Annotated in this window: 28 protein-coding genes and 1 pseudogene; 4 read left to right on the top strand and 25 right to left on the bottom strand. The window is 64.7% G+C overall.

Features of this window, described 5'->3' with window-relative positions:
- Positions 1-27: 27 nt before the first annotated feature.
- The 23 genes from AmiPiv_RS00145 to AmiPiv_RS00035 all read right to left on the bottom strand — a co-directional run bounded on the left by AmiPiv_RS00145 (position 28) and on the right by AmiPiv_RS00035 (position 19,927).
- The gene (locus tag AmiPiv_RS00145; RefSeq protein WP_340035217.1) at positions 28-258 is read right to left on the bottom strand and encodes a DUF2274 domain-containing protein; all 231 of its coding nucleotides are present in this window, start codon (positions 256-258) and stop codon (positions 28-30) included.
- On the bottom strand, positions 255-1,481 hold the full coding sequence (locus AmiPiv_RS00140; protein WP_340035216.1) for a TrbI/VirB10 family protein: 1,227 nt from the start codon (positions 1,479-1,481) through the stop codon (positions 255-257). Before AmiPiv_RS00140 ends, AmiPiv_RS00145 begins: the two co-directional genes overlap by 4 nt.
- On the bottom strand, positions 1,478-2,542 hold the full coding sequence (trbG, locus tag AmiPiv_RS00135; RefSeq protein ID WP_340035215.1) for a P-type conjugative transfer protein TrbG: 1,065 nt from the start codon (positions 2,540-2,542) through the stop codon (positions 1,478-1,480). The genes AmiPiv_RS00140 and trbG overlap by 4 nt, the downstream gene beginning before the upstream one ends.
- Positions 2,539-3,228 carry a conjugal transfer protein TrbF gene (gene trbF, locus AmiPiv_RS00130; RefSeq protein WP_340035214.1) on the bottom strand — a complete coding sequence of 230 codons (690 nt, stop codon included), beginning with the start codon at positions 3,226-3,228 and terminating at the stop codon, positions 2,539-2,541. The genes trbG and trbF overlap by 4 nt, the downstream gene beginning before the upstream one ends.
- The gene (trbL, locus tag AmiPiv_RS00125) at positions 3,225-4,580 is read right to left on the bottom strand and encodes a P-type conjugative transfer protein TrbL (protein WP_340035213.1); all 1,356 of its coding nucleotides are present in this window, start codon (positions 4,578-4,580) and stop codon (positions 3,225-3,227) included. The genes trbF and trbL overlap by 4 nt, the downstream gene beginning before the upstream one ends.
- Positions 4,577-4,951, bottom strand: coding sequence for a putative entry exclusion protein TrbK-alt (trbK-alt, locus tag AmiPiv_RS00120; RefSeq protein ID WP_340035212.1), 375 nt, complete (start codon positions 4,949-4,951; stop codon positions 4,577-4,579). Before trbK-alt ends, trbL begins: the two co-directional genes overlap by 4 nt.
- A 13-nt stretch (positions 4,952-4,964) precedes the next feature.
- Positions 4,965-5,705 carry a P-type conjugative transfer protein TrbJ gene (gene trbJ, locus AmiPiv_RS00115; RefSeq protein WP_340035211.1) on the bottom strand — a complete coding sequence of 247 codons (741 nt, stop codon included), beginning with the start codon at positions 5,703-5,705 and terminating at the stop codon, positions 4,965-4,967.
- On the bottom strand, positions 5,702-8,209 hold the full coding sequence (gene trbE / locus AmiPiv_RS00110; protein WP_340035210.1) for a conjugal transfer protein TrbE: 2,508 nt from the start codon (positions 8,207-8,209) through the stop codon (positions 5,702-5,704). Before trbE ends, trbJ begins: the two co-directional genes overlap by 4 nt.
- 9 nt (positions 8,210-8,218) lie before the next feature.
- The gene (locus tag AmiPiv_RS00105; RefSeq protein ID WP_340035209.1) at positions 8,219-8,485 is read right to left on the bottom strand and encodes a VirB3 family type IV secretion system protein; all 267 of its coding nucleotides are present in this window, start codon (positions 8,483-8,485) and stop codon (positions 8,219-8,221) included.
- Complete coding sequence (locus tag AmiPiv_RS00100; protein ID WP_445206889.1) at positions 8,485-8,754, bottom strand: TrbC/VirB2 family protein; 270 nt, start codon at positions 8,752-8,754, stop codon at positions 8,485-8,487. Before AmiPiv_RS00100 ends, AmiPiv_RS00105 begins: the two co-directional genes overlap by 1 nt.
- Positions 8,755-8,788: 34 nt before the next feature.
- Positions 8,789-9,766, bottom strand: coding sequence for a P-type conjugative transfer ATPase TrbB (gene trbB / locus AmiPiv_RS00095; protein ID WP_340035207.1), 978 nt, complete (start codon positions 9,764-9,766; stop codon positions 8,789-8,791).
- A 204-nt stretch (positions 9,767-9,970) separates the two neighbouring features.
- Complete coding sequence (locus AmiPiv_RS00090; protein WP_340035206.1) at positions 9,971-10,429, bottom strand: CopG family transcriptional regulator; 459 nt, start codon at positions 10,427-10,429, stop codon at positions 9,971-9,973.
- 6 nt (positions 10,430-10,435) lie between these two features.
- The gene (locus tag AmiPiv_RS00085) at positions 10,436-12,427 is read right to left on the bottom strand and encodes a conjugal transfer protein TraG (RefSeq protein ID WP_340035205.1); all 1,992 of its coding nucleotides are present in this window, start codon (positions 12,425-12,427) and stop codon (positions 10,436-10,438) included.
- Between the two features lie 158 nt (positions 12,428-12,585).
- Positions 12,586-14,325: a relaxase/mobilization nuclease domain-containing protein gene (locus tag AmiPiv_RS00080; protein WP_340035900.1), complete on the bottom strand. Its 1,740-nt coding sequence runs from the start codon at positions 14,323-14,325 to the stop codon at positions 12,586-12,588.
- 246 nt (positions 14,326-14,571) lie between these two features.
- Positions 14,572-15,507 (bottom strand): lytic transglycosylase domain-containing protein, encoded by a 936-nt coding sequence (locus AmiPiv_RS00075; RefSeq protein WP_340035204.1) that lies wholly within the window; start codon positions 15,505-15,507, stop codon positions 14,572-14,574.
- Positions 15,508-15,658: 151 nt separating this feature from the next.
- The gene (locus AmiPiv_RS00070; RefSeq protein ID WP_340035203.1) at positions 15,659-15,985 is read right to left on the bottom strand and encodes a DUF736 domain-containing protein; all 327 of its coding nucleotides are present in this window, start codon (positions 15,983-15,985) and stop codon (positions 15,659-15,661) included.
- The gene (locus AmiPiv_RS00065) at positions 15,982-16,578 is read right to left on the bottom strand and encodes a S26 family signal peptidase (protein ID WP_340035202.1); all 597 of its coding nucleotides are present in this window, start codon (positions 16,576-16,578) and stop codon (positions 15,982-15,984) included. The genes AmiPiv_RS00070 and AmiPiv_RS00065 overlap by 4 nt, the downstream gene beginning before the upstream one ends.
- A complete protein-coding gene (locus AmiPiv_RS00060; protein WP_340035201.1) occupies positions 16,575-17,087 on the bottom strand; it encodes a DUF2840 domain-containing protein in 513 nt (170 codons plus the stop codon). The genes AmiPiv_RS00065 and AmiPiv_RS00060 overlap by 4 nt, the downstream gene beginning before the upstream one ends.
- Positions 17,088-17,414: 327 nt before the next feature.
- Entirely contained in the window at positions 17,415-18,290 is an 876-nt protein-coding gene (locus AmiPiv_RS00055) for a replication initiator protein A (protein WP_340035200.1), read from the bottom strand.
- Positions 18,291-18,302: 12 nt separating this feature from the next.
- The gene (locus tag AmiPiv_RS00050; protein ID WP_340035199.1) at positions 18,303-18,590 is read right to left on the bottom strand and encodes a helix-turn-helix transcriptional regulator; all 288 of its coding nucleotides are present in this window, start codon (positions 18,588-18,590) and stop codon (positions 18,303-18,305) included.
- A 137-nt stretch (positions 18,591-18,727) separates the two neighbouring features.
- A complete protein-coding gene (locus AmiPiv_RS00045) occupies positions 18,728-19,063 on the bottom strand; it encodes a DUF2285 domain-containing protein (protein ID WP_340035899.1) in 336 nt (111 codons plus the stop codon).
- A 238-nt stretch (positions 19,064-19,301) separates the two neighbouring features.
- Positions 19,302-19,517: a transcriptional regulator domain-containing protein gene (locus tag AmiPiv_RS00040; protein ID WP_340035198.1), complete on the bottom strand. Its 216-nt coding sequence runs from the start codon at positions 19,515-19,517 to the stop codon at positions 19,302-19,304.
- A 128-nt stretch (positions 19,518-19,645) separates the two neighbouring features.
- On the bottom strand, positions 19,646-19,927 hold the full coding sequence (locus AmiPiv_RS00035; RefSeq protein ID WP_340035197.1) for a DUF2285 domain-containing protein: 282 nt from the start codon (positions 19,925-19,927) through the stop codon (positions 19,646-19,648).
- Between the two features lie 253 nt (positions 19,928-20,180).
- Between AmiPiv_RS00035 and AmiPiv_RS00030 the strand changes: the two genes are divergently transcribed.
- The 3 genes from AmiPiv_RS00030 (at position 20,181) to AmiPiv_RS00020 (ending at position 21,519) form a co-directional block, all read left to right on the top strand.
- Positions 20,181-20,414, top strand: a complete 234-nt coding sequence (locus AmiPiv_RS00030) for a helix-turn-helix domain-containing protein (RefSeq protein WP_340035196.1) — start codon at positions 20,181-20,183, stop codon at positions 20,412-20,414.
- Between the two features lie 143 nt (positions 20,415-20,557).
- The gene (locus AmiPiv_RS00025; RefSeq protein WP_340035195.1) at positions 20,558-20,818 is read left to right on the top strand and encodes a helix-turn-helix domain-containing protein; all 261 of its coding nucleotides are present in this window, start codon (positions 20,558-20,560) and stop codon (positions 20,816-20,818) included.
- A gap of 152 nt (positions 20,819-20,970) precedes the next feature.
- A complete protein-coding gene (locus AmiPiv_RS00020) occupies positions 20,971-21,519 on the top strand; it encodes a MucR family transcriptional regulator (RefSeq protein WP_340035194.1) in 549 nt (182 codons plus the stop codon).
- Between the two features lie 204 nt (positions 21,520-21,723).
- Here the strand turns inward: AmiPiv_RS00020 and AmiPiv_RS00015 are convergent, their stop codons facing one another.
- Positions 21,724-22,923, bottom strand: coding sequence for a DUF932 domain-containing protein (locus AmiPiv_RS00015; RefSeq protein WP_340035193.1), 1,200 nt, complete (start codon positions 22,921-22,923; stop codon positions 21,724-21,726).
- 527 nt (positions 22,924-23,450) lie between these two features.
- Between AmiPiv_RS00015 and AmiPiv_RS00010 the strand changes: the two genes are divergently transcribed.
- Positions 23,451-26,150, top strand: coding sequence for an ATP-binding domain-containing protein (locus AmiPiv_RS00010; RefSeq protein WP_340035192.1), 2,700 nt, complete (start codon positions 23,451-23,453; stop codon positions 26,148-26,150).
- A gap of 346 nt (positions 26,151-26,496) precedes the next feature.
- On the opposite strand, the pseudogene AmiPiv_RS00005 reads toward AmiPiv_RS00010, so the two are convergent.
- A pseudogene (locus AmiPiv_RS00005) lies at positions 26,497-26,775 on the bottom strand (DUF736 domain-containing protein); the annotation flags it as partial.
- Between the last annotated feature and the right edge of the window lie 126 nt (positions 26,776-26,901).

The following is a 26,901-nucleotide window of genomic DNA, read 5'->3' as shown; positions in this document are numbered from 1 at the left end:
ATAACCGTGCAAGACGGCAGGGTGCCGTTAGCCGACCTTCTGCTCTTTTCGCGCTTTGGCGAACGCCCTGTCGGTTGCCATAAAACGCTGGAGCATGGGGACGATCAGCTTGACCGGATCGGGCGACATCTTCGCGCCGGCGCTGCGGGCGAGGATCTCCGCGTAGGTAACGAGGTCGCGATGCACAGCGGCCGGCAGCTCGACCGTGACCTTGATCGGTCGGTCGTCGGGAATGACGGACAGCTTCAGTTTCGTCACGATGGCTCCCTCGATGCTCCATAGACCTGCATCACCAAGTCGCGATTGACGATGATGCGGATCGGGAACCCCGGCCGTACCGTCAGCGTCGGCTGGATGTTGAGCTGGCGCCGCACGATCTGCTGGCCGATGTCGGAGACGGAATCCTGCGCGCTCTCGCGGATGGCGCGGGCGATCTCGCTCTCCTCGTCGATCGAGAGCTGCGTGCCGATACCGAGCAGCGTGGAGAGCGCGGCGGCGCGGAAGAGCTGGCCCCAGTGATGGTCGACCTTGTCTTCCAGGCCCGAGAACCCTTCTGTGTCGCTGCCCTGAAGCCGCTCCAGCAGGATGGAAGTCCCGTCCGGCATGACGATGCGGCTCCAAACGAGGAGCACGCGGCGCTGGCCGAAGGCAACCTGGCTGTCGTACTGGCCGATCAGCCGCGCGCCCTGCGGGATCAGCAGATGCGATCCAGTCGGGCTGTCATAGATATGCTCCGTCACCTGCGCGGTGATCTGGCCGGGGAGATCGGAATTGATGCCGGTGATCAGCGCGGCCGGGATGATCGTTCCGGCCTGCACAATGTAGGGCGACGCCTTGTCCTGCACGCGATCGGGGCTGATGATGCGTCGGTCGGCCTCGGCATTGACGAAGGCAAGCTTGCGATCCTGCATGTTCTGCGCCGATCCCTCGGCGAGCGGTGGCGGTCCTTCCGACACCGTCAGGCCGGTCGACGGATCGGTGCCAGGTGCCTTGGTCTCTACAACCTGACCGGCGACCGCGCGTTCACCGCGGCTGTCGGTGAATAGCTTGGAGATACGGGCGGCCTCGATCTCGGCAAGTCGGCGTTGCTCCTCGGGATCGGCGCGCGGCGTGTGGATGTCGGGCGGCGGCACCGGCTGGCCGCGCTCCTGCGCACGACGGATCGGCCGGCCGAGGTCGCCCGGCAACGGCGGTCCCAGCTCCGGCACGTCCGGCCGCGGCAGGCCGGTGTAGTCGCGGGGCAGGTTCTGCAAGCCATCGGCTGTGGTGCGGTTGTCGGTGGTGTAAAGCTCGGAGGGTTGCTGGCTGGCGCGGCGGCTGGAATCGAGCGCCCAGACCAGCGCGCCCAGGACGGCGACCGCGCTGACGCCACCGAGACCGACCAGCACCTTGCGTGACAGTCGCGTGACGCGAGACGGCTCCGGCCGGAGGCGCAGGTCGGCGCGGATGTCGCCAGACGGCGTGTTGGGCACGTCGGTCATCGGTTGTCTCCCCCGGAGAACAATGCGGTCCTGCGCATCGCCTTCCTGCCGTCTGTGCGCACGATGCGAACGCGGCGTTCCGAGTCCTTGTCGCCGAGGCGCAACTCGGCGGCTGCAAACAGCCGGTCGACGACATAGTGGTTCTGGCGAGCGCGATAGTTGACCAGCTCAGATTTGCCGGACGGGCCGATGACGAACAGCGGCGGCATCTCGCCCTGGCCGATGCCGGACGGGAACTCGATATAGACTTTCGAGCCGTCGTCGAAGGCGCGCAGTGGTCGCCACGGCGCGGCGTCTCCCTCGATGCGATATCTGAAGTTGAGCTTCGAGATGTCGATGCCGGCGGCGACTGGCTGGACTTCGGCGGCTCGCGCGTTCTGGCGACGTAGCGCAATCAACTGGTCCTGCGGATAGTTCCACGAAACCGAAGCCATGTAGGTCGAGGGGGTGGACCGCAGCTCGAGATGGTAGGTGCGGCGATCAGTGTTGATGACGACATTGGTCTGGAGATCCGGCCGAGTCGGCTTCACCAGGATGTGAACCTGCCGCCTGTCCCCTGTCCCGCTCTCGGTATCGCCAATGATCCAGCGCACCGTGTCGCCGGCGGCGACCGGGCCGGAGCCGACAAGCTGCTCGCCCGGCTGAAGCGCGATATCGGTCACCTGGCCGGGCGCGGCATAGACCTGATAGAGCGCGCCCGGCGAGAAGGGATAGACCTGCACCGCGTTGATGAAGCCATCGCGGACTGGCTGCATGCGGGCCGCCTCATTGGCGCTGGTGATGCGGGCCTTTGGGTCTGCCGGTTCTGGCTTCCTGTCGCCCGCCGCGACCGGCTTCAACTGGCCGGGCAGCGGCAACGGCCTTGGTGTCTCTACGACTCGGACGGGACTGGGCGGATCGGCGGCGAGCACCGCGGGCGCAGCATCGTCATAGTCGATCTCTGGCGGGATGTACTTCTTGGCGCAGCCGGCAAGCGCGGTCGCCGCGGACAATGCAATGACCAGCGGCAAAGAGCGACGTGAACCCTTCTCGCGCGTATTTTCTTTTCCTGGGTGGCTCATGATCCCAACTCCCTCGACCAGTTGATTGCGTTGACGTAGACGCCGAGAGGGTTGGCCCTCAGCCTGTCGGCCGTGCGCGGGCGCTCGATCACAACGGTAAAGATCGCGGTCCAGCGCTCGGTCGCGGCGAGCTGGCCGTTCTCATAGCGGCGCTCGGTCCAGGCGACACGGAAGCTGTCCGGCGATGCTCGGATGACACTGGAGATGTCGACGGCGACCTGGCTCTTGCCGACCTTCGTGAAGGGATCGTTGGTTCGGGCATAGTCATTCAGCGCAACGGCGCCGCGGTCGGTTGTGAACTCGTAGGCGCGCAGCCAGTTCTGCCGCACGATGATCGGATCGGCGGGGATCGAGCGGACTTGCTCGATGAAACGGGCAAGGTGCCACGCGATCTGCGGATCGGTCGGCCGGTAGTCCGCGACGGCCGGCGCGACGGCCTGCGCCTCGCCGAAGCGGTCGACCTGCACGATCCAGGGCACGACGGTGCCGCGCGTAGATTGCCAGACGAGCGCGGTTGCGAAGCCGCCTGCAAGGACCAGCGAGCCGAAGGCCATCAGCCGCCAGTTTTGCGCCTGAACACGGGCTGAGCCGATCCGCTCGTCCCAGGCCTGAGCAGCCTTCTGATAGGGCGTCTCCGGCTCGGGCGAACGCGCATAGCGCACGGAAGGTCGCTTGAAGAGGTTCATCTGCGGTCATCCTGATCGAGGGGAACGGACATCGAGCCGCCGCCGTGGTCGCCGGAGCGGATGGTGTGGGCGGCGACGCTTGCACCGTGATGGGCCGTGCCGGCGCGCTTCATGCGGGTGGCCCAGGCCGGCGGTGTCGAGACGGAGGAAGCGGCAGCCTCGGATGCGCTGGAGGTGGACGACTGGCCGCCGGTGACCGACCATGCGCCGGTCTGTCCCGCGCGATAGCTGGAGGACATGGATTGAGCGGCGCGCGACACGACCCGTTTGACGGGCTGCACGGCGGCCGCTCCGCCGACTCGCGCCACTCCTCCCATGCCGGCGGCGACGGCACCCATACCGCTCTGACCGGAAGTCGAGGCGGCGAGACCATAGGCGGTGGAGGCACCGCCGGCGAGATGCGCGCCACCGCGCGCGGCCGCGGCCGACATGCGGCCACCGGCTCCGACCGCGGCGGCGCCGCCGCTCAATCCGGCACGCGCGCCCATGTAGCCGGCCGCCCCAAGGCCAGCGGCGGCAAACCCGGTTCCGACCGCAGCACCTGCTCCGAGCTGTGGCGCGCCGGAGACCAGGCCGGTCGCGATGCCGGGACCGAAGATGGAGAGTCCCATCAATGACAGCGCGCCGAGCACCAGCGCCAGCGCGTCAGTGATGGTCGGCTGGTCGGCAAAGCCCGACGTGAACTCGCTGAACAGGCCCGAGCCGATTCCGACGATGACTGCAAGGACCAGGATTTTGACGCCCGAGGCGACGATGTTGCCGAGGACCTTTTCCGCGAGGAAGGCTGTCTTGTTGAACAGCGCGAAGGGAATGAGGATGAAGCCGGCGAGCGTGGTGAGCTTGAACTCGATCAGCGTGACGAAGATCTGCACGGCGAGGATAAAGAACGCGATCAGCACGATCGCCCAGGCGATCATGAGCACCATGATCTGCACGAAGTTCTCGAAGAAGGAGATGTAGCCCATCAGCTCGCCGGCTGCCTCGAGGATGGGATTGCCGGCGTCGATGCCGACCTGCGCGACGCGGCCGGGCTGAAGAAGCTCGGAGCCGGAGAGCGAGCCGCCGCCGGCCTGAAGGCCGAGCCCGGAAAAGCTCTCGAAGACGATGTTGGCGAGGCGGTTAAAGTTGCCGATGATGAAGGCGAAGAAGCCGATATAGAGCGTCTTCCTGATCAGCCGCTGCAGCACGTCCTCGTCGGCGCCCCAGGCCCAGAACAGGCCGGCCAGCGTGATGTCTATAATAATGAGTGTGGTGGTGAGGAACGCGACTTCACCGCCCAACAACCCGAAGCCGGAGTCGATGTAGGAGGTGAAGGTCTCAAGGAACCGATCGATGACGCCCGTGTCGTTCATGGCGATACCGGCAGGTTGATTGGCGGAATGGTCGCCGTCGGCTTTCCTGCCTCGCCGTCGCCGAACCGCTCGGGTTTCGGCATTGCGGGTCGCTCCGGCCTCGGCGTGACGGCGCGCTCCGGCTCGCGGGACTGAAGGAAGCGGCGGCGGTTCTCCGCCCATGCTTTTCGGCAGATCGGATCGTTGGCGGCGACCATGCCGAGATCGCGGCAGCGGACAAGCTCGCTGTTGGCGGGCTCGCCGCCCGGACGGCGGAGGCTGTGGGGGGCGGCATCCTCCGTGCCGTCGCCGCGCAGGGCCATGACCGCGGCTGTCATGGCCGCGCCAAGGGCGAGAACGGCAATCATCCGGGCGGCGATCCTGGCGTCCATCGTGGCACGCTCCTCAGTCGTGGAACATGCGCACGGTGGACGCGCTGTAGCTTCGACCCGCCATGAAGCGACTGAACTGCTCGCGGGCCTGCTCCTGCGCGGCGGCGTGCCTGGCCTGCTCAAGAGCGTCAGCACGACCCTGCGCGGCGAGCATCGCGGTGAGGTCGGTGAGCTGCTGCGCCTGCACGGCGAGCAGCTCGTTGCCGGCCTGGGTTGCCTGAAGGATCCCGACTGCCGACTTGCTGGCGCCGACCAGGCTGCTCGTCTGCCGCTCGATCCCGTCGATGTTATCGACGGCGACCGCGCCGGCCTTCAGGGAATGCTCGAAGGCTGAGAGCGATTCCTGCCAGCGCTCGCGGGCACCCTCGACAAGCTGAGCGCCCGTCTTGTCGGACGCGAAATCCTCGAAGGTTGACGAGAACTGCTGATCGATATCGTCGACGCTGTAGGCAAGCTTCTCGGCTTCTCCGAGCAGGCCCTTCATCTCCGCAAAGTTGCCTTCGATCTGATCGAGCACCGATGTCGGCAGCGAGGCGAGGTTCATCGCATCGTTGATCAGCATCTGCGCCTCGTTGGCGAGGGAGGTCACCTGATTGTTTATCTGCTCCAGCGCCCGTGCCGCGCTCAGGATGTTCTCCGCATGGTTCCAGGGATCGTAGACCGTGAGCGCCGAAGCCGGCTGCGCGGATAGTGCGGCGCTGGCGACGAGTGCCGCCATTGCGACGTGGCGAATGCGGACAGAAATGGGACTCATGACGAAATCTCCTTTGCGGATTGGTCGATGACGGTGGTGAGGTCGGGGATGAGGTCGGCCGCCCACGCGAGGCCCCGATCGGCGAGCCAAGCCTCGAGGAAATATTGCGAGCCGGCTTCAGCCCGGGTGCGCTCGATAGCCGCCTGGTCGCTCTTCGCCGATGCTGCGCAAAGCGCGAGCGCGATCGGGCCGAGACCCAGCTCGAACAGCCGATTGCCGCGGCGGCTCTGGCAGTAGTAGTCGCGTTTCGGCGTCGCTCTCGCCACGATCTCGATCTGCCGGTCGTTCAGGCCGAACCGACGATAGATGGCGGTGATCTGCGGCTCGATGGCGCGCTCATTCGGCAGGAAGATTCGCGTCGGGCAGCTTTCGACGATCGCCGGCGCGATCCTGCTGCCGTCGATGTCGGAGAGCGACTGCGTGGCGAAGACGACGGAGGCGTTCTTCTTCCTGAGTGTCTTCAGCCATTCACGGAGCTGGTCGGCGAAGCCGCCGTCATCTAGCGCGAGCCAGCCTTCGTCGATGATGAGCAAGGTGGGGCGGCCGTCCATCCGCTGCTCGATGCGGTGGAAGAGATAAGCGAGCACCGCCGGCGCGGCGCCGGTGCCGATCAGGCCTTCCGTCTCGAAGGCCTGGACGGACGCGCCGCCAAGATGCTCCTCTTCGGCATCGAGCAAACGGCCATAGGCGCCGCCGAGACAGTATGGCCGCAGCGCCTGTTTCAATGCCGACGATTGCAGGAGCACCGAAAGTCCTGTGAGTGTGCGCTCGGCGACCGGCGCGGACGCCAGCGACGTCAGCGCCGACCACAGGTGCTCCTTCACCTCCGGTGTGGCGACCACGCCTTCGCGCGCCAGGATGTCGACCAGCCAGTCGGCGGCCCATGCCCGCTCCGGCGTGCGGTGGATGCCGGCGAGCGGCTGGAGGGAAACCGTGCTCGTCCCGTTTCCGAGATCGGAGAGGGTGAGCTGCGACAGGGGATCGTCGTCCTCGCGATGGCGGACGGCGTTGCCACCGAGGTCTTCCCAGTCGCCGCCCATTGCCAGCGTGGCGGCGCGGATGGAGCCGCCGAAGTCGAAGGCGAAGATCTGGTTGTTCTCGTAGCGGCGGAACTGGACCGCCATCAGCGCGAGCAGCACCGACTTGCCGGCGCCGGTCGGGCCGACGACGAGCGTGTGACCGACGTCGCCGACGTGCAGCGAAAAGCGGAACGGCGTCGCGCCTTCGGTCTTGGCGTAGAAGAGCGGCGGCGCGCCAAAATGCTCGTCGCTCGCCGGCCCCGCCCAGACAGCCGACAACGGGATCATGTGGGCGAGGTTCGGCGTCGAGATCGGCGGCTGGCGGACGTTCGCATAAACGTGGCCCGGGATGCTGCCGAGCCAGGCCTCGACAGCGTTGACGCCCTCCATGATCGAGGTGAAGTCGCGTGACTGGATCACCTTCTCGACCAGCCGCAGCTTCTCGTCGGCGATGGCCGCGTCGGCGTCCCAGACCGTTACGGTGGCGGTGACGTAGGCTTCGCCGATCTGGTCGGAGCCAAGATCCTGCAAGGCGGCATCGGCGTCGGCCGCCTTGTTGGCTGCATCGGTGTCGAGCAGGACCGACGCCTCGTTGGTCATCACCTCCTTGATGATCGCGGCAACCGACTTGCGCTTGGCGAACCACTGCCGCCTGATCTTCGTCACCAGCCGCGTCGCATCGGTCTTGTCGAGCATGATCGCCCTCGTCGACCAGCGGTAGAGGAAGGCCAGGCGATTGAGGTCGTCGAGGATTCCCGGAAACGTCGTGGTCGGGAATCCGATGATTGTGAGCGTGCGCAGGTGGAAATCGCCAAGCCGCGGCTCCAGCCCGCCGGCGAGCGGCTGGTCGGCCAGAAGCGCATCGAGATGCATCGCCGTCTCGGGCACGCGGACACGATGGCGCTTCGTCGAGATGGTCGAGTGCAGGTAGGTCAGCGTCTCGGCGTCACCGAGCCATTCTGCCTCCGGCACGAAGCCTTTGACCAGGGAGAGCACGCGGTCGGTGCGATCGACGAAACCTTTGAGCAGCTCCCAGGGATCGACGCCGGTCTTCTCGCGTCCTTCGTAGAGCCAGCTTTCCATGCGCGAGGCTTCCTCGGCCGGCGGCAGCCAGACGAAGGTGAGGAAGTAACTGGACTCGAACAGCACGCCGCTGTCCTCGAACTGCTCGCGGCGCTCGATGTCGACGAGCGCGGACGCCGAGTCCGGAAACAGGCTCTCGGGATAATCCGTCGCCGGATTGCGCTGCGCCTCGACGAAGATCGCCCAGCCGGAACCGAGACGGCGCAGCGCGTTGTTCAGCCGCGCGGTCGTGCCGACCAGCTCGGCCGGCGTGGCGCTGTCGAGGTCAGGCCCGCGGAAGCGCGCGGTGCGCTGGAATGAGCCATCCTTGTTGAGGACGACGCCCGGCGCCACCAATGCGGCCCACGGCAAGTAGTCTGTGAGCAGAGCGCTCTTCTTCCTGTATTCGGCGAGATACATCATCGAATTGCCTCACACGCCGAGATGGGTCGGGTAGCGAACGTGCCGGCGCACGACGTCGACGAATTGCGCGTCACGCTTAGTCGCCCAGACCGCCGCGAAATGGCCGATCGCCCAGATGACCAGGCCGGCGAGCCAGAGACGAAGGCCAAGGCCAACCGCGCCGGCGAGCGTTCCGTTGGCGATCGCGACCGCGCGGGGCGCGCCGCCGAGCAGGATCGGCTCGGTCAGCGCGCGATGGACCGGTGCGAAGAAGCCGCGAACCTCGTCTTCGAGCATCAGACCAGCGCCCCGCCGCCGAAGGAGAAGAAGGACAGGAAGAAGGAGCTGGCCGCGAAGGCGATCGACAGGCCGAAGACGATCTGGATCAACCGCCGGAAACCGCCGGCCGTGTCGCCGAAGGCGAGCGTCAGGCCGGTCACGATGATGATGATCACCGCGACGATTTTGGCGACCGGACCTTCTATCGATTCGAGGATTTGTTGCAGCGGCTCTTCCCACGGCATGGAAGAGCCGGCGGCGCGCGCGGGCATGGTGGTCAGCGCCATGACCGACGCCAGCGCACTGGCGTGCGCGATACGGTCACCGATGCGGGCGAGGATGGTCATCTTCTTCTCCTGTCGAAAGAGATTTTGGATTGGGTTCGAGCTGGGCGTTGAGCGTGCGGTAGTCGCCTGTCGCCGGATCGAGCCCGTCGACAAGCGCGATCTCGACAAGACGGCGTTCTGAGCCGCGGCCAGCGAGCACGGCGATGACGTCGATCGTCTCGGCGATCAGCACGCGCGGTACCGTGACGACCGCCTCTTGCACGAGCTGCTCCAGTCGACGAAGCGCGCCGATCGCCGTGTTGGCGTGGATCGTGCCGATGCCTCCGGGATGGCCGGTGCCCCAGGCCTTGAGAAGGTCGAGGGCCTCGCTGCCGCGCACCTCCCCGATCGGGATGCGGTCGGGACGCAGTCGCAGCGACGACTTCACGAGGTCGGAAAGAGATGCGACGCCGTCCTTGGTCCTAAGCGCGACCAGGTTAGGCGCGGCGCATTGCAGCTCGCGGGTGTCCTCGATCAGCACCACGCGGTCGGAGGTCTTCGCGACTTCGGCCAGCAACGCGTTGGTCAGCGTCGTCTTGCCGGTCGAGGTGCCGCCGGCGATTAGAATGTTTTTCCGCTTCTCGACCGCGAGCCGTAGGACATAGGCCTGGGACTGAACCATGATGCCCGCGGTCACGTAATCGGTCAGCGTGAACACCGCGACGGCCGGCTTGCGGATGGCGAAAGTCGGCGCGGTGACGACCGGGGGAAGCAGGCCCTCGAACCGCTCGCCGGTCTCCGGCAACTCAGCCGAGACGCGCGGACTGCCGACATGGACCTCGGCGCCTACATGATGCGCGACCAGCCGAACTATCCGCTCGCCGTCGGCCGGGATCAGCATGTCGTCGGTGGCGACGAGGCCTTCGCGAAGACGATCGACCCAGAGCCGCCCGTCCGGGTTCAGCATCACCTCGACGATCGATGGGTCTTCGAGGTAGCCGGCGATGGCGGGACCGAGCGCGGTGCGCAGCATTCGCGCTCCGCGCGAGACAGCTTCCCTGCCGTGATGAAAGTGGTGAGATGCCACGATTGTCCCCGTCCTGCGATGTCGCGCGGCACCGCGCCGCGGACGGGGATGAGTAGAAGAGGCAGGATTCCGGCTATGGCAACAAGCTTGGCGAGGCCATCATGCTCCGGCGTGAAATGACCTGCGGGATTCGGTATCGGCGTTTGCCGTTCAGCCTGCGGTCGATGGTCTGGCAGTCGAATCATCCTCGTCGGCCGGAGGCGCGGCCGGCACATCCTCCGCGATCTCCTGTCTGAGCTTCGGTCCCTTTGCCAGGCGTCGACCGAGCACAGCGACGAAGCCGTCATAGCGCTGCTGCGCCTTGGCGCGCGCCTCGGCCTGGACGGATTCTGGCAGCGCTGGCGTCGCAGAAAGCCAGAAGCGGACGAACAGCGCCATCGTCTCCGTGGCGATGCCGATGTCGCGCTCGACGCGCTGGATGCGACGGTCGAGTTGGTCGAGGCGGCGGGTGATCGCCGCCTCCTTCCGTTCGGCCGCGTCCGGCGACAGGAAGGAGGCGATGGCAGCCTCGGCGATGAGCGACAGCGACACATCCCGCTTGGCCGCGTAGTCGGCAAGCGCGTTCATCACGTCGGAATCGAGGTAGGCTGAAAGCCGCTTCTTCTTCATCGCCGGTCAAAGCTCGATGCCGTCGTTGCGATCCATCGACGCCTGCCGCGCCACCTGTCGCATCGTGCGATCAAGCGCGCGCCGTCGCGTTGCCGCGTCGTCGTCAGGCTCGTCGGCATCGAGGTCGAACTCGAACTGGGGAGACTTTCTGGGCTCGGTATCCTCATGTTCCGGTAGCTCCGGCTCGCGGCGGATGCCGGCATTGGCCGGATCGCCCTCCTCGGCGTTGTGCCTGTCCTTGGATCCCGCCGGAGCATCGGGGACGGCGAGCACCGGCAGTTCGCTCCAGTCGTCCGGCCGCAGAGACGTCGCCGTCTTGTCCGGTTTCGGCGGAGGCAGCACGCGTTCTGCAAGTCGGGGGTCTGCGAAGTAGCGGGCCTTCTTCGCCTTGATCGGGAACATGCCCGACACCATCACGATCGCATCCGATGGCGGAAGCTGCATGATCTCGCCCGGCGTCATCAATGCGCGCGCCGTCTCCTGGCGGGAGACCATGATGTGGCCGAGCCACGGCGCCAATCTGTGACCGGCGTAGTTCTGCATCGCGCGCAGTTCTGTCGCCGTGCCGAGCGAGTCCGAGACGCGCTTGGCCGTGCGCTCGTCATTGGTGGCGAAGCTCACGCGCACATGACAGTTGTCCAGAATGCTATTGTTCGGTCCGTAGGCCTTCTCGATCTGGTTGAGCGATTGCGCGATGAGGAAGCTCCTGATGCCGTAGCCGGCCATGAAGGCGAGCGCGGATTCAAAGAAGTCGAGGCGGCCGAGCGCTGGAAACTCGTCGAGCATGAGGAGGAGCTGCTGCCGCCTCTCCTTGGCGTGCAGGTCCTCGGTCAGCCTTCGGCCGATCTGGTTCAATACGAGCCGGATCAGCGGCTTGGTGCGGGAGATGTCGGATGGCGGCACCACAAGGTAGAGCGTCGTCGGCCGTTTACCCTCCACGATGTCGGCGATGCGCCACTCGCAGCGTGAAGTCACCTTGGCCACGACCGGATCGCGGTAGAGACCGAGGAAGGACATGGCTGTAGAGAGCACGCCGCTTCGCTCGTTCTCGCTCTTGTTGAGCAGCTCGCGCGCGGCCGATGCCACGACGGGATGCGGTCCTGCCTCGCCGAGGTGCTTCGTCAGCATCATGGCGCGCAGGGTCTTCTCGATCGGCCGGCGCGGATCGGACAGGAAGTTCGCCACGCCCGCCAGCGTCTTGTCCTGCTCGGCGTAGAGCACATGCAGGATCGCGCCGACCAACAGCGCATGGCTAGTTTTCTCCCAATGGTTCCGTCTCTCAAGCGAGCCTTCGGGATCGACCAGCACGTCGGCGACGTTCTGCACATCGCGAACTTCCCACTCGCCGCGTCGGACCTCCAGCAGCGGGTTGTAGGCTGCCGACGTCGCATTGGTCGGATCGAACAGCAACACACGGCCGAAGCGCGAACGCCAGCCGGAGGTCAGTTCCCAATTCTCCCCCTTGATATCGTGCACGATCGTGCTGCCCGGCCAGGTCAACAGCGAGGGCACAACGAGCCCGACGCCCTTGCCGCTTCTGGTCGGCGCGAAGCAGAGCACATGCTCCGGCCCATCATGCCGCAGATAGTCATGCTCGAAGCGGCCGAGCACCACCCCGTCCCGGCCGAGCAGCCCGACAGAGGAGATTTCCTGCCTCGTCGCCCAGCGGGCCGAGCCGAAGGTTTCGGCGTTCCTGCCTTCGCGTGCCCGCCAGACCGACATCATGATTGCGATGACGATCGCGATGAGCCCGCCGGAGGCCGCGATGGCGGCTCCCTCGTAGAAAACCCACGGCGCATAGGCGTCGAAGAAATACCACCACCAGAAGAAGGCAGGCGGCGGATAGACCGGCCAGCCGCCCAGTTCGAACCAGGGCGAGCCGAGCTGCGCCTGAAATCCCAGACGCCATGCCGTCCACTGCGTCGCGCTCCATGTGGTCAGGAGCACGATGGTCAGGACGATGAGGATCTGTCCCCAAAGGATGCGTGTAGCGGACATGCGCGTCTTCCCGGACGAAACGGTCGGAGTGTGAAGAGAGGGTGCCGGGGTAAGATCAGGGCAAGGACGAAATCGGGTTGATCGTGTTTCGACCTGAAAAGACTAGCGCCTTGCGCGTTGGATCTCCGAAAGCGCTCGATCTTCGGGCCGCGGGCACACTAGAGGCCGAGTCCCCGCTTTCGTCCCAGCGCCCATTCGACGCCGCCGTCGACACGTGCGAAACCAGAGACGTGGCGGTCGAGATGCTTCTCGATCGACGGCGACCAGGGCACGAGCTGGAAGCCGAGCCCGTCGTCGATCATGGCGACGCGGCCTGACGCGAGGGAGAAGCGCCGGCTGTAGATGCCGCTAACCGTGTCGCCTTCCCTCGCCTTCACGAACGGCATGCCGGTCTCCGTCGTAAGCTGCTGCCCCAGTGCGCCGACTTCACGCTCGCGCAGCGTGGCGAGCAGGTTGCGCGCGAAGACGATGCGCTGGCCGGCACGACGGGCATGGCCCTCCTCGATCAAGTGCTCAGTGCGGGCGTCGAGTGCTTCCTTCACCTCCCGACCGAAACCGCCTTCGCCGAGATCGGCCGGTTGCCGGGCGATGAGCTGCCTGTCGAGCCACGTCGCGCCATCGGCGTGAATTTGCTCCGCGAGAGAGAAGTCCGATCGGACAGCGAGAGCGACACGCTCCCGGCCGTTCTTGTCCTCGTAGCGCCGAAGCTCGACGATCGAGCCGGCCGGCGAATCGCCGGTGGCTTCAAGATCGTGGAAACGGATATGATGGGTGCGGCCGTCGACACCGTCGACGATCGCGTAGGCCGAGCCGTACAGCTCATCGTGAAGGCCTCGCTGCAGCAGCCGGCCGACGATCGGCGTTTGGATTTCCTCCGCCGAGAGAACGTAGCTTGCTGCTTCCCGGTCGAGACCGTGTTCAGTCAGGCTGCGGTGCAGGCGCTTGATGATGTCGCCACGCTCTCCCAACGCAAGCAAGGTCGGCTCGGCCTCCTCGGCCATCATCCATTGGCCGGGACCTATCGCGGTGGCGAGGCCAAGGCTTTCCAGCTTGCGCAACCGGCCAACCTTGAGCGTCAGGTATTCGTCGGGCTGCTTGTCCGGAGCGGGCGCGACGTCGATGATCCCACGACGGTCGGCGTCCTTCTGAAGTTGCCGATCAAGCTGCGTCCAGCGTTCGTTTTCAACCTGTCTCTCGATGGAGCGACGGATATCGAGATCGGTTCGCGGCCCGAGCGTCTGGGTGAGCACGTCGCTCGCCCTGTCGCGCATGCCTTGTCGGATATAGTCGCGGGAGATGACCAGGTTCTCGCCGTCCTCCGCCACGCCGCGCACGATGAGGTGGACATGCGGGTGCTCGGTGTTCCAATGATCGATACCGATCCAGTCGAGCTTGGTGCCAAGATCGCGTTCCATGTCGCTCATCAGCTCGCGGGCGAAACTTCTGAGGTCGCCAAGCTCGACGGCATCGTCGGGCGAGACGATGAAGCGGAAATGATGGCGATCGTCGTTGCAGCGATCCGCGAAGGCGTCGTGATCGGCCTCGTCCGTCTCCGCGCCGAACATGCGCGCCTTTGCACCGTCCTTCGTCACGCCGTCGCGGCGGAGGTATCGCAAATGCGCCGACAGCGGCGTCGCCCATTTCTGCTGCCGCACGACACGGGCCTTGACCATCGCGCCGCGCGAGCGGCTGGTGATCAAGCGATTGGCGCGAATGCTTGCAGAACGGCCCCGGCCGAAGGTCGAGGCGCGCGGCGAGACGATGCGTCCCTGCCGCGTGATGCGGCCTCCCGCACGTTGCGCGGACGCGAGCGCCTGAAGGACGAACGGCCGGGATCGCTCTGCGCTGCGCGAGCGGATGCGGCCTGGCCTGACACGGAAGTCGTCGTCCTTCGCCATCATGGTTCCCCGCGATGTGCAGGTTTCATTGAAAAGATTGACGAAATCGCCGAGATACACCTCGCAAGAGCAGCCCCGCACATCGCAAAACGGACACGCAAACCGCTGCAACACCGCCAACCGACCGAGCCGCACATTGCGGCCCTTTATCCTGCCTCTCCTCCTCGGTTCCCTCGGCGGCCTTCTCGCCCCCCGCACACAGCACGCCGTCGCCGGTCGGAGCGCGATTTGCGCCGCAGACGGAGGTCATGGTGCTGAGCCCGGGGATCGGCGGAAGAACAGGCTGCCGTTGCTGGTTCGGGCGGCCGTGCCGGAATCGTCGGAAGCGCGACCGGACGGCGGCGCGATTGCTGTGAGGTCGGAGATCGTATTGCTGTTCGTTGGCCGATCGTCCGGCCCACCGACCAGCATGAAAACGCTGTCCGAATGTTCAGTCGAGCCGTGCTTGGCACGCGCCCGATCCGCGTCACCGCTGCCGCCGGGGTGCGCGAAGATCGGCGAGCGACGCGCATCGTGATGGACGGCTGACCGACGCGTCCCTGATGGCACGGTCGCCGTCCCGTCGATGACCGGCATGAGCTTCGCGACGTAGTCGAGCGTCTCACGCGGCAGGGGCCGACCGGTCGCGAGATGCTGCTCATAACGTCTCGGGCCGGCATTGTAGGCGGCGAGAAAGCCCTTCCTGCCGAAACGGTTGAGCATCTCGCGCAGGTAGGCCGTGCCGGCCAGGATGTTGTCGCGAGGCGCGAACGGGTCGTCGCCGAGACCATGCTTGGAGCGCAGCTCTTGCCAGGTCGCCGGCATGACTTGCATCAGGCCCATCGCCCCCTTCGGTGATACCGCGCGCATGTCGTTGGTGCTCTCGACATGCATGACGGCGCGTATCCACCGCTCGGGAATGGCGAAGCGCTTTGCGGCCTCTGCCACGTGCGCTGACCACAGATCGGCCGGTGGCCTGGCATCGCCAACGCGTCCGGTCGGAGACCGAGGCGCTGGCTCGGCGTATGCCGCGCACGTCGCGATGGTGGTCGCGATGGACGCCGAGAGCGCGATGACGGCCAGCAGGACCGCATGCGATCCTCCGATCCGATGCGCCGTCAGCCTGCCACCGTGCTCGCTTTGCTCAAGGGCAAGGCTGCGCCGGCGGCCGGAGTTTTCCGGACGGGCATCGTCGGCAGACATGACCGTCACCCGGAGAACAGGCCGCCGCCCTTGAGCTTCGCTGCGCACGTCGGCCGCCCGACGGGCGATCGGGTCGAGGGGATTGACCGGCGTTCGATCGATCAAGGGGATTGAGGGATCGGATCGGCAGGATCGCGGTGAGCGCATGGCCTCATGCCCGCTCGTCGCGCTTCGACAGCCGGTCCCAATGCAGGGTCCAGGTGCCCTTCTCTGCATCCGCCTCGAACAGCCGCGCGCGCAGCGGCTGCACGAAGGACGGATCGTCGACGGCGACCGACAGCCACAGGCCGGCCTTTTCGCCGGTGCGGTTCCAGGCCGCACCGACTTCCAGGCCTTCGCAGAAGATGCGATGGTCCGGCGCGTTCTCCGCGTCCGATTTCTCGGCCGGCAGAATGGAGAGTTTCACGTCGAGGGTGAGCGTTCGGATGTTGCCGAAGAAGCCGTCATCGTTGCGAGTGAATGTGCCTATCTTGCTCATGGCGCGTTCCTTTCGTTGGCGTGGACGTGCGATTTGCGTGGCGTGCTGAGCTGCGTCGCCGGCGTAGCGGTGACGGAATCGGCGTTGTCAGCGATCCAGACGGGGACCGCCTGGCCGACGATCGAGGCGATCGGCAACGCGCCGACATAGCGGCTGTCGAAGCTGTCGGCGGCGTCCCAGTTCATGAGGAAGGCCTCGCCTTCCGAGACCACGCCGCAGCCCTGCCAGTCCGGCAGCTTGCGGCCACGACTGTCGCGCTCCCGCGCGTGGCCGTAGGTCACGTCGTAGGCGACGATCTCCGCGCCACGGCGGCAGACTTCCGTGCCCGCGAGCGCAAGCACGCGCTTGATCAGCGGCACGCCGCGCGGCAGGTAGCCGCGCTCTGACAGGAAAGCCGCCATCGGCTCGGGCGGCATGACCACCACCAGGTCGGCGACATCGAGACGGGCGATCGGCTCGACACGATAGAGGCCGATCGGCACGCTGGCAGAGGCATTCCAGATGAGGCGCGGCGGGAACCGGCCCCACGCCAGAGCGGCCACCATCGCCGTGCCCGCGAGCATGGTGATGACGATCGTCCGGCGCGCGCTCATGGCTCGATCCGCCGGCGCAGAAGCCAGGCCTCGTGACGCTGACGGCTATATGGCCGCGGCGTCTCTCGGACTGCGACGCGGCTCTGAACGTGCCGCCAGTAGTCCGGCGAGGCATCGGCAGCATCGATGCCGAGCGCCTCGATCTGGTCGATGACCTGAAGCACTTTCTCGACATTCGGCCAGCCTGTCACGGTGAGCAGGATGTCGGCGCCAGGCCGCACATAGGCGACGGTCGAGCAGCGCTCGCCCGGCTCGACGGCGCGCAATATGTCGATGCGCGAGGCGATCGTGCCGAAGTCGTTCGCCGTCCAGCGCACGAAGCCGAAAACGCTGCCCGGCGCGAAGGAGACGACGCGGCGGCTGCGGTCGAGCGTCCGCTTCGCCGCCACGTGGCCGAAGCGGATGTAGTTCTCGATCCGCTTCTTGACCCACACCAGCTCGACGTCGGTGAGGTCGTCGTCATCCCACCCCGGTCCCCTGCCAGGATGCAGACGATCGCGCCTTGTCATGGCGTTGCTCCGTCGCTGAAGGGAAGGATGGCGGCACGCCGATCGCGGGCGCGCATGTGCCGCCCTCGCCGATCGTCGGAAACATGTTTCCGGAAAGGTGCAACTTGTTTCCGGTGTCTCGGAAACTGCGTGCGTCCACAGGGCGCGGAAACCGCCTGCCGCGTTAGAGGGAATCCGAAGGATTCCCAGTTAGTGAAGTTAGGAGGCTCCCAACTGCCCGCAGCCCCGGGCTTCGCGACGGATTTGGGTTCCCGATAGTACGGGAATCCGGTTCCCGATAGTACGGGAGTCGCGGTTCCTGATAGCACGGGCATGTCCACAGGAACCTCACAGTCGGCTCGAACGACGGCGTGTCGGGCGCGTGCCCGTCCTGCTGCCGGTCGGATGGTTCGGATCGGGGCGGAAGGTGAGGCGCTGGCGGCCGTCCGGGTCGGCGGTCAGCGCGAGCCTGTAGCCCGGCAGCGGCTGGCGACGGACGATCTCGCGCAGCTCGAAGGCGAAGCGTTTGAGCGGCGAGAGGCTGCCCGACTTCAGATGAAGGTGGCGAAGATCGAAGCTCCAGCCCCAGGCCTGCCGACCGCCATGCTTGCGCACCAGGCGGTAGAGCCAGCGTTCGAGACCGCCCGTGAGATCAAAATACTCGCGATCGATGGTCAGGATCAGCGCGTCGTCCAGAACTCCGGAATAGAACCAGTCCGGCAGGATCAGCTCGATGCCGAGGGGCCGTCCGTCGTCGTCCAACCGCTCCTTCCATTCGTTGATCCAGGAGAAGCGGTGACGCCGCCGCTCGGACGGCTGCCGGATCGAGGTCGCGACCGTGGTTGATTGCAGCCGGTCGAGCGCCGCCTTCAGCCGATCGTAGTTCGGTCCCGCATCGCTGCGACCGATGAACGTCAAGATCTCGTAGGGCGTTGCGGCCATCAGCCGCGAAGTGAGCAGGCCCTTGTCCCGTGCGTCGACGATCTGGCTGGCAGCCCAGATGAGAATGTCGGCATCCCATATGGTCGCCATGCCGTGCTCGAGGGTCGCCTCGACGCGGATGGAGATGTTGCTCATGTGGAAGTCGATCGGCGTGATGCGGCGGGACTTGGCCAGCGAGAAGAACGGCCAGGCCATGAGGTCCTGCGAGTCGCGCGCGGCCATGTCGCCGCTGCGCGCCTGGAACCGGAAAAGCTGCTCGTCCTCGACCAGACGCCGCCGCATGATCCCCTCCGATCAGCGCTCGCGCGGCCAGCCGACATAGGCCGGCGCGCGGGCGGCATGAGGCTTGGCGGGCGGGATTTCGGTGGTGTCGGTGTCGCTGGTCGAGGAGCGCCGGCTGGCGGCGATCCACTCGCGCAGGTCCTCGACGTCGTAGAGAATGCGGCCGCCGACCTTGCAGTAGCGCGGCCCAGTGCCGTAGGTGCGGTGCTTTTCCATCGTGCGGGCGCACAGCCCGACAAAGTGGGCAGCCTCCTTGGTGCGCACGAAGCGGCGGGGAAGCTCGTCGGCGTCTTTCGCCATTCTCGTCCAGCTCCTTTGCGGTGGCGGTGTCGTCCCGGGCCTGCCTGGGCGCGTGGAGAGGACGATGGCGAAGTTCGACAGGGTCGAGGGAGGGAAAAGATGAGGGGGGTCGCTTTTGCCCACCCGCATGAGAAGACCTACCGGGGCGCCTTTCCCGGGTAGAAAAGCAGGTCGCGATATCCGCCGGCGACCAGCCGGTCGGCACGGCGCATGGTCGCGCGAGCTTTGTGCCGCAGGGGATGGTCGCGCCAGTCGCGAGACGGAATCTGCGAGTCGGTAAACAGCGTCTCGGCGATCTCGCGCAGCGACGAGCCGGCGCGACGACCATCCAAGGCGCGAAGGTTTATGACATGGCGCGCGGTCGACTGCCGCGGCAGAGCGCCGTAAGCCGGCGTCGAGCGCCTGCCTTTCAGCACACGCCAGAAACGGCGCGCCGCGTCGAGGCGCAACTCGAAGGCGTCATCGAGCGGCAGGGAGATTGCGTTGATCTCGGCCTCGGTTGGATGGCCGTCGATGACAAGCTGGTGCGCGCCATCGGCGGGCCAGCGCGCGAGGGATCGGCCAATGTCTGCCGCGCGATGGATGTCGCCGCCGTTGGAAAGATCGACGGCAGGCGGCCTCGGGGCATCCGGATCGGTCAGCCTGGTCGCGCGCAGAACGCGCGGAAAGGCCTTCTCCGACCAGACGATCTGCTCGGGGACTGGCGGTCCGTCATCTCCGGCGATGAAATCGCAATCCCCACCGTTCGACGAACTCGGCTGTTCCTACCAGCTCGCCGCGGCGCGCTTTGACGCGCTCCAGCAGCGCTTGGCATTCGGCGACGAACTCGTCGTTGCGCAGCAAATATTCGACGGCGAAGTCGGCCGGCTCGTAGCTCAGCATGTCCGCCCAGGAGTCGGGATCGCTCCAGTCGCGCCGCTGCGACATGGCAATCGTCCTTTCCACGACCGCCGCCCGCCCTGCGAAGAAGTTTTCCGTCGGGACGTCGAAAAGTGGAGTCGCTGAGTCGGCAACCCGATCTGCAAAGAAGGCAGGCAGTCGGACAATTGGAACGATCAGTGTGGCGCGCCGCCGGAGACGATGTAGCTGTAGCCCTTCTTGGTCATCCAGTGCGCTCGCGCGAGATGGGTTTCCCAAGCCCGATATGCCCGCTCGGGCTCCTTCTCTGGATCGATATGCAGAACGATCTTGGCGACCTCGCGCCAGTCCGCATTGTCGATCTCGGCCTGGAGCAGACGCAGATAGGTCAACAGCCGCTCTTCGTCGTATCCGGTCAGGATCGGCGACGTCGGCGCCTCGTCGGCAACATCAGGGTCGAGCAGCGGCACGCGGAGCAAGGCAGCCTCCCGTGGCAGTGGGCACAAATGAAGTGTTCGATTGACATCGGGGCATGGTGTCAAATCGGCAGGGGATTTTCAGAATAGATGTATTCATTACACTTCATGCGACGTTAGCGACTGTATTGCCCCGTTCAAGTAAACCTTCCCGGCCGAGAGGGCGTGAAGGAGCAGTTCGATCCCGCGCCGGAATACGCCATTTGTCGAGAATACTCCGTGGTTGAATACTCGACAAGACGATCCACTCCCCGAAATGGAGATTCGAGAGGTTTTCGCGCGCAACCTGCGGCGATGCCGGCAGGCTGCCGGTCTGTCGCAGGAGGAGCTTGCGCATCGGGCAGATATCGACCGCACCTATGTCAGCGCGCTGGAGCGAAGTGTCTACGCCGCGACGATCGATGTGGTGGACAAGCTTGCAGGGGTGCTCGGCGTCGATGCTTCGGATTTGTTGAAGCGCCCGGCGACGCCGGACAAGCGGAAACGCTAGCTCTGATCCCTTCATACCCCGCGGACTTCTCCTTGGCGGTTGGGGCGGCAATCGGCCAGTGGCGTCGCACCAGTCAACCAGATTTTCTGGTTATCTGAAATTCCATTTAATTGAACTGCCGGTTTCGTCAAGGGCCGGCAGGGATGCAGAAGACACTTCGTTCACCGAGGCATGTGCGTCTCGTCCAATTGATCGTGGACAAGCGCAAGGAGGCAGGCTTGAGCCAGGCCGATCTGGCGGAAGCGATTGACCGTTACCAGTCGGTGGTCGCGGCTATCGAATCTGGCGGTAGACGGATCGACGTCATCGAGTTCCTTGATCTGGCGGAGACGATCGGCTTCGACCCGCATGAAGTGCTGCGGGAAGTCGCCACTATCGCCCCGCCTCAGAAAAGAAAGAAGTGAAGGACTCTGTCCATCACGTAATCCCGTTATGTCGTGCCTGTCGCACGGTAACTTAAGATGGGAATCCACCAGCCCGCCGTTCTTGCAGGCCGTGCTCGATTGCGGCATTGAGCTTCGCTACGACTTCAAATCCTTAGCCGGGAGGGACGCTCATGACAGATGAAGCCACGCGCAACGACAGCTCGGATGCGGTCGCGCTCGCGTCCGATATCGTCGTGGCCTATGTGTCGAACAACTCGGTGCCACGCGCCGAGCTGCCGGCGCTCATCGCCGACATTCACGCGGCGATCGAACGGCTGCGCACCGGCGCAACGCCTGTTCCGGGCGAGACGCGCTCCCCTGCGGTGCCGATCAAGAAGTCGGTGACGGCCGACTACATCGTCTGCCTGGAGGACGGGAAGAAGTTCAAGTCGCTGAAGCGGCACCTTTCCACCCACTACAATCTCAGCCCCGACGAATACCGCCAGAAGTGGAGCCTGCCGCGCGACTATCCGATGGTGGCGCCTGCCTATGCGGCGGCGAGATCCTCGCTGGCCAAAAGCATGGGTCTTGGCCGCAAGCGCGCGGCGCAGGCAGCCGCCCCAGTCGTTGCGGAAAAGCCGAAGCGTGCGCCGGCTCGGGCCGCGGCGGCCCCAGCGGCAAAAGCGCGAACGGCAAAGTCGGCCGCGAAGCCGGCCCGCAGGAAGAAGGCGGACGCCTGAACGCGGACAATCGGCCCTTCGAGTCATTTCGTGCGTGACCAATTGTGTCGGTCACAACCATGATGGCCCTCGCATCGCGAGCCGGGCGCAGCCCGGCGAGCGGCGGCCCCGCGCCAGCGCGGCCGCGCCGGCTATCCACGCGACGGCACGGATTTCGGAGCCGAATGCCGCGCGGCGGGAAAGCCAGCCGCGCGGCTTCGGTGGTTATGCGGCCTTCTCAAGCAAGGCCTTGGCCTTGCCTTCAAGCTCAAGCCGGCTGTCCTGATTGGTCTTGTCTCGCGCATGGGCGGTGATGCCCTGCACGAAATCGAAGATACTGGCCGGCGGATGCCCTTCCTCCGATAGCACCGTCTCGATGATCTTGCCGGTCTCGGCCTTGCCGAACCCGCGCTTGCGCAGGAAGGTTTCGCGGTCCTCATCCGTGCGGGCGACGATCTTCTCCCGCGCCGCCTTGATGCCGGCGACGAAAGGCGCGGGCGAGGAATTGGCGAAGCTGGTCAGCGCCGGGGCCGCTTCATGGGCGAAGCGCTGCGCCGCGAACTTCGAATGCCGAATGGTGATCTCCTCGAAATTTTCGCAGCCCCAAAGGTTGCGGTTCATGCACACGGCGCGCAGGTAGAAGCCCGCAATGCCAAGGGTCTTGCTGCCTACCTCGCTGTTCCATGCATAGAAGCCGCGAAAGTACAAATCGGGCTCGCCGTTCGGCAGGCGTCCCGCCTCGATGGGGTGCGTGTCGTCCACCAAGAACAGAAAAACGTCGCGGTCGCTGGCGTAAAGCGTCGTGGTGTCCTTGGTGATGTCCACAAACGGATTGTGCGTCATGGTCGCCCAATCCAGAACGCCGGGAACCTTCCACATGGTATCGCCGGTGCCGTTTCCGGCGATGCGCATGACGGCGGCGACAAGCTCATGATCCCAGATGCGGCCATAATCCGGGCCGGTCACGGCGCGAAGCTCAACGCGTCCATCGTCCGTTTCCAGCGTCTTTACAAGCTCGGCGCGGTGCGACAGCAAGCCGTGCTGCAGGTTGATGCCTGCCAGCGGCGCGGGAAGCTGCCGCATGTAGGATGCCGGTGCGCCGACAAGGCTGCACAGCTGACCGAAGCTCCAATGCGTCGGGGCGACGGGCTGCTCCTGCCCGGGCACGATAAGCGAAAGCCTCTCCGCATCCTCCCGGCTTGCCTCCACGCGCACGGCGCGGCTTTCCACAGTGCGGGCCGTGGCGCGATCCGCGCGCGCCTTCACGGCATCGTAAAGCGCGGTGAGCGAAAGATAGCGCTCGTCGTCCGGCCGCGAAAACCACTCCGACGAAACGCGGCCGATCCGCTCGCCGCGCGAGATGTCCACGCGAAAGCGGCTGCTGACTGCCTGCTGCTGGTTCTGGCTGGTGCTGATGATGTTCATTGTCCTTGTCTCCTTTTCCGTTAATGCCGGAGGCATGTCCCCGACATGCCTCCCGGGGGCGCGTGAGCGCGCGGGGATGGAGGGGGCAAATGCCGTCGAGCATGGCCGGGGTGCATGGCGAGCGGAGCGGCTGGCGATCGTGGAAAAAGTGGAGCCTGTCGCCCGCTTTGCGAGGCTGCGGCCCTGCCAATGCGCAGTCGGCGTTTGCAGGGGAGCAAGGGGTAAGACCCCTTGGCTCCCCCAAGGCGGACCGAAAGCGAATTTGAAACTTAAGCGGTTGGATGACTAAAGTGCGGGCCGGCTATCGCGCCAAGGGCATGGTTCGTGCTGTGACAAAACCTTGTCCAGGTTTAATGACGTTGTTCTCAAGGTAAGGTGCGAGATACGACGGTTGCTTGAAAGCTTGTCTTGTCCATCGGTGCGCGCGCCTGCAAGATCCTTATGCTTGGGAGGACCTTACCGCGAGCGTGATTCGCATTGGGCGGTCGAGCATTTTTCCGGGGTTTGCGGCATGAGGGAAGGACGTGATGGCGAAGGCCAAAAATGACGAAATAGAGCAAATCTCAAGGAACGCCATTGATTGCATAGAGGGGGTCGCCCAAAAAGCAGAGGAAGAGCTCCGCGATCATCGCCGCGCAGGCGCTGCCACGCTGACGACGGTTCATACACTCAACCACTACGCGCCGGTCAACAGCCTCGGCGCGATTAGCGATGCCGAAAGGCAGGCGCTTGAGAGACTACGGGCGCAACCGGTTATCGCTCGCGTCGAATACACGAACGACGACGGCAAGACTGAGACGATTTTCGTCACCCGCAGCACTCCGATCGTTGTGCCGGGATTTAAGATCGCCAGCTACAATTCGCCGGTCGGAAAGATCGCCGCTGTGGCTGCTGGCGGAACCTATGGTCCGGACGATGTCGTTGTTGAGAGTTCCACCAAGCTTTTCCCAAAGAAGGATAAGGACGGTTGGGACTCGCCTGACACCGAGATTGATCTCGGTGGGGTCGGCAAATTCACGGTAGCATCGCTGCGAGCGCTCCTGGAGCCGCAGATTGCCGCTCTTGAAGACGACCCCTTTGCTGCTTTGGATGGCGGAGAGCGCGAGAAGCTGGTTGCAGCCGGCATTCGGCGCGCCGTTCTCTCCCACATCGCCCTGCGCGATCGCCCCATTCTCGATCAGCACCAGGATGAGATTTTCCGGCTACAGATCAATGTGCGCTGCTTCCTATCGGGTCCACCTGGCACCGGGAAGACAACAACTCTGATTCGACGCCTCGGACAGAAGACGGCGGTGGACGACCCAGGCGCTCTCGATTCCCGAGAGCTGTCGCTGATCCGGCAGGCTGAAGAAGAGTCTGGTGGGATGCCTCACCGCACGAGCTGGATCATGTTTTCGCCTACTGAACTTCTTCGTCAGTATGTGAAAGAGGCATTCGCACGCGAGGGATTTCCAGCCACAGATCACCATACCCGAACGTGGAATGATTATCGACGGGAGATCGCGCGGGACTATCTCGGACTCCTTCGGACCGGAACCGGTGGCGGTCTATTTATAGAGCGGCAGAATGATGATCATCTTGATCTTAGAAGCACGACGAACGATCCAGCTGGCTGGTACGATGACTTCGACGCCTATGTCGGCGCTTCGCTGCATGCCGAGATAAATGGCGATATTGACGCCATAACTGGTTCGGAAGACGCTGCGCTTACGAATCTCGGGCGTAAGCTCACGCGGATGCTTAGTGAGACCGGGCCGAGACTGCACAGCACATTTTCACCACAGGTCGCCGCACTACGAGAAGAAATCAGAACTCTGTTGGATCAGCGCCGCATTGAGATCGGGAAGATCATCAATCGTACTGTCAACCGTGTCGTTTTCAATGATCCGGATTTCTTGTCGGCGCTAAAGCAGGAAATCGAGCGCGAGTCCGAACAGTCGGAAGAACTGCAGGAGGACACCGATGACGATGCGGAGCTCGAGGACGGGGAGGTGGAAGCGCCCGCAATCCGCTTCGTCAGTCGCGAGGAGGCACGGTCCCGCTATGAACGTGCTGTGATCGCGCTTGCGCGCGCACGGCTGCAACGGCGTTCGGTACCAGCGAAGTCTCGAAACGGCCAATTACTCGAGTGGCTTGGAGCAGAGCGTGTCCCTGAGCGAGCAGAATTGCAGGCCCTCGCGCGAATCTCGGATGATCAACGGCGCCTGCGCCGCTTTGCCAATCTCGATAGACTGCTCATTCGGGGCATCCCAAGGCTATACAAGAAGTTTCGCGCAGAGAGAGCCGAGCAAAGCATTTGGTACAGCGCCGCACCCACAAGATCGGTGGACATCTCCTGGCGCGAGCTTGATCTCGTCATTCTCGCCACGTTGCGGATGGCGGACCAACTACTTGCGGGCTATCGCCGCGCGTCGGCGGCGGCAACCCCCGAAGGCGGCATCCTCGGCGATATTCGTTCTCTCTACCGGAACCAAGTGCTCGTTGACGAGGCGACTGACTTCTCGGTCTTACAGCTAGCTTGCATGTACCAACTCACCCACCCCGTCATAAAGTCTTTCTTCATGTGCGGCGACTTGAACCAGCGGCTTACGTCATGGGGAGTCAGGTCGAATGAGCAACTCGACTGGGTTGTTCCACAGATCGAACGTCGCTCCATCACCGTCGCCTATCGGCAAAGCGCCAAGCTAGTGGCACTTGCAAAGGATGTTGCCCTGCTTGGGGGATCGAGTGTGCAGGACATCGAGCTTCCAGATCGTGTCGACAATGAAGGGGTCCCACCCGTTTGGGCAAGCGACCTCGGCAGTGATGATCGCGTCGCGGACTGGCTTGCTCTGCGTATTCGGGAGATCGAGCGGATTGTTGGAAAGGTTCCGACGATCGCCGTGCTCGTAAATGAAGAAGGACTCGTCGAACCGCTCGCGACCGTCCTCAACACGCGTTTGCAGGAGATCAGCCTCTCTGCCGTCGCCTGCAAGGACGGCAAGGTCGTGGGCAACGACCGCGACGTGCGGGTTTTCAACATCGAGCACATCAAGGGGCTTGAGTTCGAAGCCGTCTTCTTCGTCGGCTTGGATCAGACAATCGACAAACTTCCGGACCTTTACACCAAGTACCTTTATGTCGGGGCTACACGCGCAGCCAATTACCTTGGTGTGACGTTCACCGCCGAGGTGCGGCAGGAGGTACGTGCGCTTGCAGGGCACTTTCAGGTTGCGTGGTCAGCATAGTCTGATTTCGCGTTTGGAGGATCCGTTGCGGACAGAGTCGCCTGGTTATCCGAGCCGACAAATGGAACGATGATGGCAGCGGAGGCTAACGAGGCCCGATGCGAGTGGGTTGGTGCGTCGTCCGTTGACAACTATCCGCTTTTAGACGGCGGATAGTCATCCCCGACAGAGTCCGGCCGGCTCAGCTTACAGTGCCGTAGTGACGCTGTCCGATAGATGCATGAAGACGCTGTTTCGCCGGCGCTAACTGGAGAGTACGGCCTAGCCGAAGTTTGGCGAGACGGGCCGGTAGCGGCCATAAACACGGCGAAGCCCCGCCTTGCGGCGAGGCCTGCCGGTGATGATCCTAGTTGACGGCGCGGCGGCGCGACCAGATCAGCGCCAGTTCCTCGGTCTCCGTCTCGACCAGGCTCGCATAGATCGGAGCGGGGAAGCTCGGATCGTCGAGCTTGACGGAGAGGTAGGCGTTGCCCTTGTCGGACTGCTTCTTCCACGCTGCGCCGAATTCGGTGGCGCCTGCGAAGATGCGGAAGTCGGGACCGCCGTTCTGGTTCTCGCCCTCGACCGGTGTGAACTTCACCGCCTTGACGTTGAGCGTGAGGGTCTTGACCGAGCCAGCGAAGCCGGTTTAGGGCAGCCGTCAACTGTATCTTTGCGCGGAAGCTGTTGATCTGACTTCGAGATTCTCTGAAGGACACTTCTGAGTGTCCTTTTGCCGAGCTGCGGCGCCACTGGATAAAGCACAGTGTGC

Origin of the sequence: Aminobacter sp. Piv2-1, from assembly GCF_037625995.1 — a bacterium.
Taxonomy (GTDB): Bacteria; Pseudomonadota; Alphaproteobacteria; order Rhizobiales; family Rhizobiaceae; genus Aminobacter.
Note: the sequence above shows the minus strand (reverse complement) of the source record. Positions and strands in the feature narration are given on the sequence as shown.

What these genes read in the sequence shown, in the direction of transcription:
- AmiPiv_RS00140 (WP_340035216.1), bottom strand. Translation starts at nt 1,481, where the DNA reads ATGACCGACGTGCCCAACACGCCGTCTGGCGACATCCGCGCCGACCTG.
- trbG (WP_340035215.1), bottom strand. Translation starts at nt 2,542, where the DNA reads ATGAGCCACCCAGGAAAAGAAAATACGCGCGAGAAGGGTTCACGTCGC.
- trbF (WP_340035214.1), bottom strand. Translation starts at nt 3,228, where the DNA reads ATGAACCTCTTCAAGCGACCTTCCGTGCGCTATGCGCGTTCGCCCGAG.
- trbL (WP_340035213.1), bottom strand. Translation starts at nt 4,580, where the DNA reads ATGAACGACACGGGCGTCATCGATCGGTTCCTTGAGACCTTCACCTCC.
- trbK-alt (WP_340035212.1), bottom strand. Translation starts at nt 4,951, where the DNA reads ATGGACGCCAGGATCGCCGCCCGGATGATTGCCGTTCTCGCCCTTGGC.
- trbJ (WP_340035211.1), bottom strand. Translation starts at nt 5,705, where the DNA reads ATGAGTCCCATTTCTGTCCGCATTCGCCACGTCGCAATGGCGGCACTC.
- trbE (WP_340035210.1), bottom strand. Translation starts at nt 8,209, where the DNA reads ATGATGTATCTCGCCGAATACAGGAAGAAGAGCGCTCTGCTCACAGAC.
- AmiPiv_RS00105 (WP_340035209.1), bottom strand. Translation starts at nt 8,485, where the DNA reads ATGCTCGAAGACGAGGTTCGCGGCTTCTTCGCACCGGTCCATCGCGCG.
- AmiPiv_RS00100 (WP_445206889.1), bottom strand. Translation starts at nt 8,754, where the DNA reads ATGGCGCTGACCACCATGCCCGCGCGCGCCGCCGGCTCTTCCATGCCG.
- trbB (WP_340035207.1), bottom strand. Translation starts at nt 9,766, where the DNA reads ATGCTGCGCACCGCGCTCGGTCCCGCCATCGCCGGCTACCTCGAAGAC.
- AmiPiv_RS00090 (WP_340035206.1), bottom strand. Translation starts at nt 10,429, where the DNA reads ATGAAGAAGAAGCGGCTTTCAGCCTACCTCGATTCCGACGTGATGAAC.
- AmiPiv_RS00085 (WP_340035205.1), bottom strand. Translation starts at nt 12,427, where the DNA reads ATGTCCGCTACACGCATCCTTTGGGGACAGATCCTCATCGTCCTGACC.
- AmiPiv_RS00080 (WP_340035900.1), bottom strand. Translation starts at nt 14,325, where the DNA reads ATGGCGAAGGACGACGACTTCCGTGTCAGGCCAGGCCGCATCCGCTCG.
- AmiPiv_RS00075 (WP_340035204.1), bottom strand. Translation starts at nt 15,507, where the DNA reads ATGTCTGCCGACGATGCCCGTCCGGAAAACTCCGGCCGCCGGCGCAGC.
- AmiPiv_RS00070 (WP_340035203.1), bottom strand. Translation starts at nt 15,985, where the DNA reads ATGAGCAAGATAGGCACATTCACTCGCAACGATGACGGCTTCTTCGGC.
- AmiPiv_RS00065 (WP_340035202.1), bottom strand. Translation starts at nt 16,578, where the DNA reads ATGAGCGCGCGCCGGACGATCGTCATCACCATGCTCGCGGGCACGGCG.
- AmiPiv_RS00060 (WP_340035201.1), bottom strand. Translation starts at nt 17,087, where the DNA reads ATGACAAGGCGCGATCGTCTGCATCCTGGCAGGGGACCGGGGTGGGAT.
- AmiPiv_RS00055 (WP_340035200.1), bottom strand. Translation starts at nt 18,290, where the DNA reads ATGCGGCGGCGTCTGGTCGAGGACGAGCAGCTTTTCCGGTTCCAGGCG.
- AmiPiv_RS00050 (WP_340035199.1), bottom strand. Translation starts at nt 18,590, where the DNA reads ATGGCGAAAGACGCCGACGAGCTTCCCCGCCGCTTCGTGCGCACCAAG.
- AmiPiv_RS00040 (WP_340035198.1), bottom strand. Translation starts at nt 19,517, where the DNA reads ATGTCGCAGCGGCGCGACTGGAGCGATCCCGACTCCTGGGCGGACATG.
- AmiPiv_RS00030 (WP_340035196.1), top strand. Translation starts at nt 20,181, where the DNA reads ATGGAGATTCGAGAGGTTTTCGCGCGCAACCTGCGGCGATGCCGGCAG.
- AmiPiv_RS00025 (WP_340035195.1), top strand. Translation starts at nt 20,558, where the DNA reads ATGCAGAAGACACTTCGTTCACCGAGGCATGTGCGTCTCGTCCAATTG.
- AmiPiv_RS00020 (WP_340035194.1), top strand. Translation starts at nt 20,971, where the DNA reads ATGACAGATGAAGCCACGCGCAACGACAGCTCGGATGCGGTCGCGCTC.
- AmiPiv_RS00015 (WP_340035193.1), bottom strand. Translation starts at nt 22,923, where the DNA reads ATGAACATCATCAGCACCAGCCAGAACCAGCAGCAGGCAGTCAGCAGC.
- AmiPiv_RS00010 (WP_340035192.1), top strand. Translation starts at nt 23,451, where the DNA reads ATGGCGAAGGCCAAAAATGACGAAATAGAGCAAATCTCAAGGAACGCC.